The sequence below is a fragment of the Brevundimonas bullata genome (assembly GCF_003350205.1).
GTDB classification, from domain to species: Bacteria; Pseudomonadota; Alphaproteobacteria; order Caulobacterales; family Caulobacteraceae; genus Brevundimonas; species Brevundimonas bullata.
Map to the genome: position 1 here is coordinate 17,018 of NZ_QLLC01000035.1, position 11,093 is coordinate 28,110.

General features: G+C 68.7%; 10 protein-coding genes. 8 read left to right on the plus strand and 2 right to left on the minus strand.

Annotated features, from left to right (window positions below):
• Positions 1–62 precede the first annotated feature (62 nt).
• On the plus strand, positions 63–305 hold the full coding sequence (locus DXK21_RS13940) for a BolA/IbaG family iron-sulfur metabolism protein (RefSeq protein ID WP_114818382.1): 243 nt from the start codon (positions 63–65) through the stop codon (positions 303–305).
• A 2-nt stretch (positions 306–307) separates the two neighbouring features.
• Positions 308–1,225 (plus strand): aldo/keto reductase, encoded by a 918-nt coding sequence (locus tag DXK21_RS13945; RefSeq protein ID WP_114818383.1) that lies wholly within the window; start codon positions 308–310, stop codon positions 1,223–1,225.
• Positions 1,226–1,228: 3 nt separating this feature from the next.
• On the opposite strand, the gene cysQ is transcribed toward DXK21_RS13945, so the two are convergent.
• A complete protein-coding gene (cysQ, locus tag DXK21_RS13950) occupies positions 1,229–2,014 on the minus strand; it encodes a 3'(2'),5'-bisphosphate nucleotidase CysQ (protein ID WP_211306044.1) in 786 nt (261 codons plus the stop codon).
• An 89-nt stretch (positions 2,015–2,103) separates the two neighbouring features.
• Between cysQ and chpT the strand changes: the two genes are divergently transcribed.
• The 3 genes from chpT (at position 2,104) to DXK21_RS13965 (ending at position 4,064) form a co-directional block, all read left to right on the plus strand.
• The gene (chpT, locus tag DXK21_RS13955) at positions 2,104–2,781 is read left to right on the plus strand and encodes a histidine phosphotransferase ChpT (RefSeq protein WP_114818385.1); all 678 of its coding nucleotides are present in this window, start codon (positions 2,104–2,106) and stop codon (positions 2,779–2,781) included.
• 87 nt (positions 2,782–2,868) lie between these two features.
• On the plus strand, positions 2,869–3,252 hold the full coding sequence (locus DXK21_RS13960) for a response regulator (protein ID WP_114818386.1): 384 nt from the start codon (positions 2,869–2,871) through the stop codon (positions 3,250–3,252).
• A complete protein-coding gene (locus DXK21_RS13965; protein WP_114818387.1) occupies positions 3,249–4,064 on the plus strand; it encodes a CheR family methyltransferase in 816 nt (271 codons plus the stop codon). The genes DXK21_RS13960 and DXK21_RS13965 overlap by 4 nt, the downstream gene beginning before the upstream one ends.
• On the opposite strand, the gene DXK21_RS13970 is transcribed toward DXK21_RS13965, so the two are convergent.
• On the minus strand, positions 4,061–5,428 hold the full coding sequence (locus DXK21_RS13970; protein ID WP_114818388.1) for a metallophosphoesterase: 1,368 nt from the start codon (positions 5,426–5,428) through the stop codon (positions 4,061–4,063). The genes DXK21_RS13965 and DXK21_RS13970 overlap by 4 nt on opposite strands.
• 249 nt (positions 5,429–5,677) lie before the next feature.
• Between DXK21_RS13970 and DXK21_RS13975 the strand changes: the two genes are divergently transcribed.
• From DXK21_RS13975 to DXK21_RS13985, 3 genes are all read left to right on the plus strand, one after another.
• On the plus strand, positions 5,678–7,921 hold the full coding sequence (locus DXK21_RS13975) for a TonB-dependent receptor (protein ID WP_114818389.1): 2,244 nt from the start codon (positions 5,678–5,680) through the stop codon (positions 7,919–7,921).
• A 113-nt stretch (positions 7,922–8,034) separates the two neighbouring features.
• Positions 8,035–9,915, plus strand: coding sequence for a M20/M25/M40 family metallo-hydrolase (locus DXK21_RS13980; RefSeq protein WP_114818390.1), 1,881 nt, complete (start codon positions 8,035–8,037; stop codon positions 9,913–9,915).
• A gap of 46 nt (positions 9,916–9,961) precedes the next feature.
• Positions 9,962–10,984, plus strand: coding sequence for an NAD-dependent epimerase/dehydratase family protein (locus DXK21_RS13985; protein ID WP_114818391.1), 1,023 nt, complete (start codon positions 9,962–9,964; stop codon positions 10,982–10,984).
• Positions 10,985–11,093: the final 109 nt, after the last annotated feature.

Genomic DNA, 11,093 nt, shown 5'->3' on the forward strand with positions numbered 1-11,093 from the left:
CGGCGCAGACCTCTCTAGGTTTTACAGTTCAGATCCGATCCGCCGGTTTCGAGAGTAGCTTCATGCCCATGTCCGCCGATGTCCTGCGCGCCCACCTGGTCGAGGCCTTCCCCGATGCGGACATCGCCATCGAGGATCTGGCCGGCGACGGCGACCACTATCGCGCCCGCATCGTCTCCACCGCCTTCAAAGGCCTGCCACGCGTGCGCCAGCATCAGCTGGTCTATGGCGCGCTGAAGGGCCAGATGGGCGGCGAACTGCACGCCCTGGCGCTGGAGACTTCCGCCCCCGCCGAGGCCGGCTGAGCATGCGGTATCGCCCGTTCGGCGCCACGGGCGCGGCGGTCTCCAATCTGACCCTGAGCCTGGGGCCCGACGCCCTGGGGCGCGGCCGCACCGCCCTCAGCGAACTGATCTTCACCGCGCTCGAGGCGGGGGTGAACAGCTATCACCTCGAGAACGCCGACCCGGTTCTGGCCGAGATCGTCGGCGAGGCCCTGGGTCATGTCGAGCGGCGGCTGGTCTGCGTCGGCGTCACCCTGGGTCTCGGCGACGGCCGCAGGAAGGGCTTCCGCGACTTCTCGGCGGACGGCCTCAGCGGTTCGATCGACCGGGCGCTGCACGCCTCGGGTCTGGGCTGGTTCGACGTGGCCGTGCTGGACGAGCCCGCCGACGACGAACTGCCGCAGGCGTCGCTGATCGCGCTCAAGGCCCTGCGCAAGGCCGGTCACGTCAGGCTGCTGGGCGTGTCGGGCGACTCTCCGGTCATGGATGTCTATGTCTCGACCGGGGCCTTCGACGTCCTCTACACGCCCTTCCACGCCAATGTGGAGTGGCGCATCCGGTCGCGAATGCGGGCCGCGCGCGAACGCGACATGGCCATCTTCACCTACGACTACTTCCCCGAAAGCCTGTCGACCGAGCGCAAGGCCGCAGGCGCGGGCGCGCCCCCCAAGAAGAAGGGCTTGTTCGGTTTCGGAGCCAAGCCGGTCGAGCAGGGCCTGGTCAACGCCGGCTCCTTCGCCTTCCTGCATCAGACGCCGAACTGGAAACCCGAAGAGATCTGCCTGGCCTTCACCCTGACCGACCCGGCCATCGCCAGCGTCATGGTCCAGGCGATCAACCCGGAACGGATGGAGGCCCTGGCCGGCGTGCCCGAGCGCGACCTGCCGCCCGGCCTGTCGGCCCAGATCGAAATGGCCCGCGTCGGCTCAGCCGTCGCCTAGGCCCTAACCGCCCATCGCCACGAAGGGACCGTTCAGGAAGGCCGGCTTGCCATAGGCCAGCCGCTGGCCGTCCGCGCCCAGGACGCGCCCGCCCGCCGCCTCCAGCACCGCCTGGCCCGCGGCCGTATCCCACTCGCTGGTCGGGCCGGTGCGCGGATAGGCGTCGAAGCGGCCCTCGGCGATCAGGCAGAATTTCAACGACGAGTCCGTGCCCTGCCACTGGCTGCAGCCGTGACGCGCGGCCAGGCGGGCGGCCTCCTCGTCGGTCATGCTGTGGCTGAGCAAGGCGATGCCCTCGGCCGGATGCGGGCGGACCTTGATCGGGCGCCAGGCCTCGCCGAAGACGCGGCGCGCCGCGCCCTTGCCCGGAGCCGTCGAGGCCCAGCTGACGCTCGACGCCGGGGCCGTCACCACGCCGGCGACGGGGGCGTCGCCGTGGATCAGGGCGATATTGACGGTGAAGCTCTCGCGGCCCTGAACAAAGCCCTTGGTGCCGTCCAGCGGGTCGATCAGCCAGAACCACTCGCCCACCGAGGTCGGCGCGCCGTCGGCGGCCACGGCCTCTTCGGCCACGGTCTGCACCCCCGGCCAGCGCTCGCCCAGCCGCTGCAGGATCAGGGCCTCGGCGGCGCGGTCTGCTTCAGTCACAGGGCTGGCGTCGGACTTGGTCTCTACCGCCGTGCCGACCCGCCAGTAGGGCAGGATCAGACGCGCAGCCTCCTCGGCGATGTCGGTGATGATCTCGGCGAGGGCGCCGGAAGCGAGGTCGGTCTCAAGAGCGTGCGTCATGGTTCCGCTTCGATAACCCATGCGCCCGGTTTCAAGAACCGGCAAATCAGGTCAGCCTTAACCATTCCTGATTGCAGACCGTCCGAGCGATGACCCTTTCCGATTTCTCCGCACAACCGACCGCAGCCGACCTGCCCGCGGGCGGCGCCGAGCTGGCCGCCTTCATCGCCGGCAAGCTGTGCCACGACTTCATCAGCCCGGCGGGCGCCATCATGTCCGGCCTGGACCTGCTGGAAGACCCCACCGCCCAGGACATGCGCGACGACGCCATGAGCCTGATCCGCCAGAGCGCCCGGAAGATGGTCGCCCACGTCCATTTCGCCCGTGTCGCCTTCGGCGCCGCCACCACCAGCGAGCAGTTCGTCTCGGCCGAGTTGCGCGGTCTGGTCGCCAACCTGTCCGAGGGCGGCCGCGCGACCCTGGACTGGCGCATCAACGACGCCGAGACCTTCACCAAGCCCCAGGCCCGCATCCTGATCAACCTGGCCTGGATGACCCTGGGCGCCCTGCCGACCGGGGGCGTCGCCACCATCACCGCTCGGCGCGAGGACGGCCGCCTGCTGCTGGTCGGCTCCGCGGAGGGCGCCCGCGCCCGGCTCAAACCCGAGGCCCTGACCGGACTGAAGGGCGAGCGCCTGACCGAGGGTCTGGCCGGCCAGTGGATACAGCCCTACTGGCTGTGGCTGGCGGTCGATGAGGCGGGCGGGCGTCTGGATCTGGCCTGCGAAGAGGGCCGCGTCGGCCTGATCGCACTCACGCCGGCATAAGGCCCCCGCCCGCCATCGTCTGTTAACGCCCCTGAACGATCATGACGCGAAGCCTGACGTCATTTCGCGCCAAACGAGATAAAGCCCTTGGACCCCCAGACCTGCTTGATCGTCGATGACAGCCGGATCATCCGCAAGGTCGCGCGCCGCATCGTCGAAGGCCTGGGTTTCGAGGTCGATGAAGCCGCCGACGGCGTCGAAGCCCTGACCTACTGCATGGGCGCCATGCCCCATGTGGTGCTGCTGGACTGGCAGATGCCGGTGATGGACGGGCTGAGCTTCCTGCGTCGCCTGCGTGACCTGCCGGGGGGCCGCGCCCCCAAGGTCCTGTTCTGTTCGGTCGAGACCCGCGCCGACCGCATCGCCGAAGCCCTGTCCGCAGGAGCCGACGACTATGTTATGAAGCCGTTCGACGGCGAGATCCTGCACTCCAAATTCGCCGAAGTGGGAGCTATTCAGTCGCCGTCATGACCCCCGAGGACTTCGATCGCCTTCAGACCCTGCTGGCCACACGCGCCGGCTTCCGGCTGACCCGCGACCGGATGCATCTGGCTGAGCACCGCCTGGGGCCCGTGGCGCGCCGCGAGGGCTACCACAACGTCGAGGCCATGCTGGCGACGCTGTGGAACAAGCCGATCGCCTCGCTGGGTTGGGCGGTGATCGAGGCCCTGCTGAACGGCGAGACCTGGTTCCGCCGCGACCGCGCGGTGTTCGACGTCTTTTCCCGTGAACTGATGCCCGCCCTGACGGCGGCGCGTCCCGGCGGCAAGGTTCGCCTGTGGTCCGCCGGCGTCTCCACCGGCCAGGAAGCCTATTCCCTGGCCATCGCCGCGCTGGAGAACAGCGCCGACGTGGAGATCGTCGCCACAGACCTGTCGCGGCAGGCGATCGAAAAGGCCCACTCCGGCCTCTACACCTCATTTGAAATTCAGCGAGGCCTGTCGGCCCGGACCATGCTGCGCTGGTTCGAGCAGGTCGAAGATCACTGGCGCGCCCGCCCCGAGCTGCGCAGCACGGTCAGGTTCGAGCGCGCCAACCTGCTGGACGAACCCGCCGACGACCGCCCGTTCGATGTCATCTTCTGCCGCAACCTTCTCAGCGATCTGGAACCGGCGCACCGCGCCCGCGTGCTGGACCAGCTGGAGCGCCGACTGGTGGATGACGGCTGCCTCTTCCTCGGCGTCGATGAACGGCCCGACGGCGACAGCGTCGCCTTCCGCCCGGTCGCCGGTCGCAAGGGTCTCTATGTGAAGGCGCCCTCGGCCCTGCGTCGCGCGGCCTAAGCCGTCAGAAGACCCGAAACCGCCGCCGCCTTGACCCCGACGTCTGGAACCGGGCTGAAGACCAGATCGGTCACGCCGAAATACTCGCCCTGGTTCATCGCGCACCAGTCGGTCGTGACCAGACGCACGCTCGCACGTCCCGCGACATCCCCTGCCGCCCCATAGACGAAGTCGCCGCTGCGCTCGGCCAGCGGCAGGGGCCGGTCCTGATTGGCCCGCGCCATCAGGTCCGCCAGCCGCGCGACCGCAACCTCGGCGACCATCAGCTTGCCGTCAAAGCGCACCACGGCGTCGAAATCATAGCGCGTCACCGGCCCCGCCGGCAGGCCGGTCCCCAGCGTCGTGTGCCCGATGAAGCCCGCCTCCACACCCGCCGCAGCGGCCATGGCGGCGGCGACGGCGCGGCCCGTTTCGCCCAGGGTCAGCGCGCGCGGGCTGACGCCCAGCACCCTCTTCTCTTCGGCGGTCAGGTGCGTCGCCAGCGTCGATGCGATCAGATCGGCGAGGCGCGGCGACGGGGCGGCGTCGCGCTCCACCGCGGTCGAGACGACGTCGATCCGTCCGTCCTCGAACAGGGTCGCCGTGGTGTAGGCGTTGCTCCACGACCCGGTATGGGCATAGGCGCTGCGCCCCTGCGCGTGCTGAAACAGCAGGTGGTTGTGCCCGCCGATCATCAGTGCGCCGTCGGGCAGGAGGGGCAGGATGTCGCGATCCCCGGCCACCCCAGCATGGCTCATCACCAGCCTCAAATCGGCGCCGTCCAGCAAGCGGGTCAGGTTTGCTTTCGCCCAGTCGCCCGGCTCGGGGATCGACAGCCAATCGCGGCTGGTCTTGGGATAGGTGTTCAGCGAATCCGTTCCCGCCCCGACGATCCGCAGCGACCGCTGGCCCAGAGGCACGGTCACGGCGGCCTCGGCGTAGGGTTGGCCGGTGCGGGCGTCGATGATGTTGCTGACGACGACGATCCCCAGCGACCGCATCCGCGCCACCACCTCATGCAGGTCCGGCGTCAGGTCGTTGTCGTGGTTGCCCAGGTTGACCACCGTGGGCGCCAGCTTCGGCAGTTCGCCCAGGAAGGCCCAGTCGATGGCCCCGCTGGATCGCACCGAGACGACGTTGCCATGCTCGAAGATGTCGCCGTCGATGGCGATCAGGTGCGGCGCCTCAGAGCCAGAAACCTCGGCCTCCAGCGCCGCCAGCAGCTGGCCTGTCCGCTCATAGGCCGAATGCAGGTCCGACATGGCCAGAATCCGGCCCAAGACCCGCGGTCCAGTCGCCGGCGACAGCGCCCCCAAGCCCGGCGCCGCAGCGGCGACGGCCATCAGCTGAAACAGACGGCGACGATCAAGGTTGGAGGTCGACATACGCAGGTCCCTGTCAGGCCGCGCCCGGCGCGTCGAGAGGGTCCTCGCCAAAGGCGGCGCAGCCCTGCCGTTTGGCATGGGACATGGCCCTGCACAATGCCGCACGCGTCCCGAAGCCCTTCAAACCGTCAGGTTTTTGGGCAGCGTGTTCCTGTCGCGAAAGCTTCATCGAACATCCGTTCTCCTGACTGGAAAAAGCGTCGCCGTGAACCTAGGCCCTCGGCCAGTTTCAACGAGGACCCTCCCCCCATGTCCCCTCGCCTCTCCGCCCTCGCCGCCTCCGCCAGCGGTCTCGCCCTGCTCATCGCCGCCCCGGCCATGGCGCAAACCGCGGTCCCCGCCGAACAGGCCGTCGCCATCGACGAGATCGTCGTCACGGCCCAGCGTCGCAGCGAGAACATCCGCGAAGTGCCCTTCGCCGTCACGGCCATGAACACCGAAGCCCTCAACACCCTCTCCTCGGGCGGCGGCGACATCCTGCAATTGTCCGGCCGCGTGCCGAGCCTGCAGGTCGAGAGCTCGAACGGCCGTTACGCCCCGCGCTTCTACATTCGCGGCCTCGGCAACGTGGACTTCGACTTCAACGCCTCGCAGCCGGTCTCGGTCGTGCTCGACGACGTGGTGCTGGAGAACGTCTACCTGAAGGGCTTCCCCCTGTTCGACGTGAAGCAGGTCGAGGTTCTGCGCGGTCCGCAAGGCACCCTGTTCGGTCGCAACACCCCGGCGGGCGTGGTCAAGATCGACACCGTCAAGCCCGGCGACGACTTCACCGGCTTCGGCTCGCTGGCCTATGGCAACTATGGCTCGACCCGCGCCGAAGTCGGCGTGACCCTGCCCGCCTCGGACACCCTGTCGGTGCGCGTCGCCGGCCTGTGGAACCACCGCGACGACTGGGTCAACAACGCCTATGACGCCCCCTTCGCCAAGAAGGACGGCAAGGACCTCGGCAACTTCGACGACATCGTCGGCCGCGTCCATGTCGCCTGGACTCCGACCGACCGCCTGTCGACCCTGCTGACCCTGCAGGCCCGCGATTACGAAGGCACGGGCACGATGAACCGCGCCAACATCCTGTCCAAGGGCTCCAACGAGCTGAACGACCGCTTCGACCGCGACACGGTCTATTACGACGGCGGCCGCAACAACTACCAGAAGCAGCAGACCACCTCGCAGTCGCTGCAGGTCGCCTACGACTTCGGCCCCGCCACCCTGACCGGCGTGGTCGGCTCCTACCAGGGCTCCTCGGCCGGCAACGGCGACATCGACGGCGGCGTGCTGGGCGACCCGGTCAACAGCGGAACCATTCCCTTCCCGTCGGAAACCGGCACCCTTTCCAGCGACCTGATCCAGAACACCTATGAACTGCGCCTGTCGTCGAACGGCGACGGCCCGTTCGGCTGGCAGGTCGGCGCCTTCTACTGGGACGAGCGCTTCAACCTGGTCTCTGCCAACTTCAACGGCTTCGGCGGCATCATGCCGACCATCATCACCGACATCGTGCAGAAGTCGGACTCCTGGTCGATCTTCGGTCAAGGGCGGTATCAGGTGACGGACGCCCTGAAGCTGACGGCTGGCGTGCGTTACACCGACGACAGCCGTGACTTCCGCGGCCAGCGCATCCTCGGCGCCCCGCTGGATGTGACTGAATCGGTCGGCGACGAGCAGGTCAGCTGGGACGTCAGCGCCCTGTACGAGGTCAACGACAGCTTCAACCTGTTCGCCCGCGTGGCCAGCGGCTATCGCGGCCCGTCGATCCAGGGTCGTCTCGCCATGTCCAACGTCGTGACCACGGCTGATTCTGAAACCGTCATGTCCTATGAGACCGGCTTCAAGGCCCGCCTGTGGGACGGCCGCGCCCGTCTGAACGCCACGGCCTACTTCTATGAAGTCTCGGACCTGCAACTCACCGCCATCGGCGGCGCCGGCAACTTCAACCAGCTGATCAACGCCGACAAGGGCGAGGGTTACGGCGTTGAAATCGACGGCGACGTCTATCTGGGCGCCGGCTTCAGCCTGGCCGGCGGCTTCGCCTGGAACCACACCGAGATCAAGGATGCGGACCTGTTCGTCGGCACCTGCGGCGCGCCCTGCACCATCACCGATCCGACGGTGACGGTTGGCGCTCCGAGCAAGGTCCTCGCCAACATCAACGGCAACCCCTTCCCCCAGGCGCCGGAATACACCGCCAATCTGACGCTGAACTACGTCCGCCCGATCGGCGACGATCAGGAGCTGTTCGCCTCGACCGACTGGGTCCTGCGCCAGGACTTCAACCTCTTCCTCTATGAAGCGGTCGAGTTCCGTCAGGACACGCAGTTCGAGGGCGGTCTGCGCGCGGGCTGGCGCGACCTGGGGCGTGGCCTCGAAGCCGCCGCCTATGTCCGCAACATCACGGACGAGGCCAACATCCTCGGCGCCATCGACTTCAACAACCTGACGGCCTTCGTCAACGAACCGCGCATGTACGGCGTGGAGCTGTCGAAGCGCTTCTAGGCCTCAAGGGCGGATCGCATCGGAGGGCGGCGACGGGGAGACCTGTCGCCGCCCTCTTGCCATCCGGGCTCCGCTTGGTCCTACTGCCTCCCGGATCGGGGAGGATCTTTCACATGCGGCTGGCCCTGCTGTTCGGATCGCTGACGCTCGCCTTCCTGCTGGCGGTCTGGACCACCCAGGTCCCGAAACCCCGGCCCGCCGACGCCCCCGTCGCCGCCTTCTCGGCCGCGCGGGCCATGATCGACATCGAACAGATCGCCCACACCCCGCACCCCGTCGGCTCGGCCGAACACCCCCGCGTCCGCGCCTATCTGACCGCCCGCATGGCCCAGTTGGGCCTGTCGCCGCAGGAACAGGCCGGGCCCCTGTCGCCCGGCGCCATCCAGCGACTGAAAAGGGCGGGCGGCGATCCCGACGCCGCGAATAATCAGGCGATCAATCTGATCGGCGTGCTGCCCGGAAAAGACCGCAGCCAGCCCGCCGTCATGCTGATGGCCCACTATGACACCGTGGTCGGCTCGCCCGGCGCGGCCGATGATTCCACCGGCGTCGGCGCCGTGCTGGAGGCCGTGCGCGCCGTCCAGGCGCGCGGGCCGATTGAACGCGACCTGGTCGTCCTGCTGACCGATGCCGAGGAACTGGGCCTGGACGGGGCCCGCATCTTCTTCGGCGGCCACGCCTTGCGCGACCGTATCGGCGCCGTGGTCAACCTCGAGGCGCGCGGCGGCGGCGGCCGCGCCGCCATGTTCGAGACCGGGCGCGAGGCCGGCCCGACCGTCGACCTGTTCCGCCGCGCCGCCGCCCGCGCCGACGGCGGGACCACCGCCACCTCGCTCGCCGTCTTCATGTACGAACAGATGCCCAACGGCACCGACTTCACCATTCCCAAGGATCGCGGCGTCGGCGGGCTGAACTTCGCCTTCATCGGTCGCCCGGCCCAGTACCATTCCGCCGACGCCACCCCCGCCAACCTCGATCAGGGGGCCTTGCAGCACCTCGGCTCTCAAGCGCTGGAAGCCGCCGACGCCCTGCTGCGCGCCCCGGCCTTGCCTGCCAAGGGACCGAACACCGTCTATGCCGACGTCTTCGGTCGCTGGATGCTCAGCCATTCGGCGGCGACGGGCTGGGGCTTGCTAGGCCTGACCGCCCTGCTCGGCGGCTTCGCCGCCTGGCGCGCCCGTCGCGCGACCGGCCTGAGCGCCGAACAGGTCGGGCGCGGGATGCTTGACGGATTGTGGTTCCTGTCCGCCGGACTGGTGCTGGCCCAGGCCGTGCGCCTGCTGGCCGGGCCGGCCGCCAGCCGCGCGACGTCATCCGAGACCTACTACGTCCTGTTGCGCCGCCTGCCGTGGATGGAGGCGGGCGCCGTCCTGACCATCCTGGCTCTAGCCCTTCTGTTCCTGACAGGCGCACGACACGCTAGACCACGTACTGTCGCCGGCGTTCTCGGAGGACTGACTGCACTCATCCTGCTTCTCGGTGGATCTCAGGCCGTAATGATCGGCTTTGCAGCAGTCGGCCTATCACTCTGGCCTCGACAAGCTGAGCCCTCCCGCTGGGGCGGCTGGCTCGGCCTGATCGCCCTCGTCTTCCTGCTCGGTTGCATGATCCAGGGCTTCGCCCCCGAAGCCGCGCTGCTGTTCGTATGGCCCGTTCTGCTGGCGGCCGCCGCAGCAGCCCTGTCCTCTCTGATCAGGCCCGACCTGACGCGCCCCGCCAGCCTGATCCCGCCGGCCGTCGCGGGCATGCTCGGCGGCGCCTGGCTGATGGGCCTGGGCCATTTCGTCTTCCTCGGCGTCGGCATGGACCTGCCCGGCGCCCTGGCCCTGATCGGCCTGCTGGTCCTGCTGTTCCTGCGCCCGCTCAGCCCGCCCGTCAGCGCGACCCGGCCGGTCCTGATCGGGGCGGCGGCCTGCCTGGTCCTGGCCTGCGGTCTCAGCCTCGCCGCCCGTTTCGTTGAACCGACGCCCGCCGTGGCGGAGGCTCTGCCCTGACCGCCGCCCGCTGGCGAAACCGCCTCCAACCGTCTATCGCAGCCTCATGTCCCACGATCCCGTTCTCGTCACCGGCTCCGCCGGCTTCATCGGCTTCCACACCGCGCGTCGGCTGCTGGAGCGCGGCGAGACGGTCATCGGCCTGGACAACCTCAACGCCTATTACGACCCGGCGCTGAAGCACGCCCGTCTGGCCCAGCTTCAGGCCTATCCGGCCTATCGCCACCATACGCTCGACCTCGCTGACCGCGCCGGCGTCGCCGCCCTGTTCGCCGAGCATTCGCCGCGCCGCGTCGTCCACCTCGCCGCCCAGGCCGGGGTCCGCTACAGCCTCGAAGCGCCCGAGACCTATATCGACTCCAACGTCGTCGGCTTCCTCAGCATCCTCGAGGGCTGCCGCGCGGTGAAGGCCGCCAACCTGGTCTTCGCCTCGACCAGCTCGGTCTTCGGCGCCAACGCCGCCCTGCCCTTCTCGGTGCGCGACCCGGCCGACCATCCGCTGACCGTCTATGCCGCGACCAAGCTGGCCAATGAGGCCATGGCCCACTCCTACGCCCACCTGTTCGGCTTCCCGGCCACGGGCCTGCGCTTCTTCACCGTCTATGGACCGTGGGGCCGCCCGGACATGGCCCTGTTCAAATTCACGCGCGCCATCCTCAAGAACGAGCCCATCGACGTCTATGGTCAGGGCCAGATGTCACGTGACTTCACCTACATCGACGACATCGTCACCGGCGTGATCGCGGCCCTGGACCGTCCCGCCGCCGTCGACCCCGCCTGGGACGCCAAAGCCCCCAACCCCGCCACCAGCGGCGTCGCCCCCTGGCGCATCCTCAACCTGGGCGCCGGCCGCCCGGTCGCCCTGATGCGCTACATTGAGGTGCTGGAGGAGAAACTGGGCCGCAAGGCCAGGCTGAACCTCATGCCGATGCAGGACGGCGACGTGGCCAATACCGAGGCCGACGTCGCCGACACCCTCAAAGCCCTCGACTACGCCCCCTCGACCCCGGTCGAAGACGGCGTCGGCCATTTCGTCGACTGGTACTGCAACTTCTACCGCGAGAATTGACGCGCGGGGCGCGCCTCGCGCGCGTCGTCTTTTATAAGATACTGGGAAATGCCCTGGTGGAGCCGAGGGGAATTTTTCCTCCCCCTTCTCGACCGACTGGTAGGCCGAG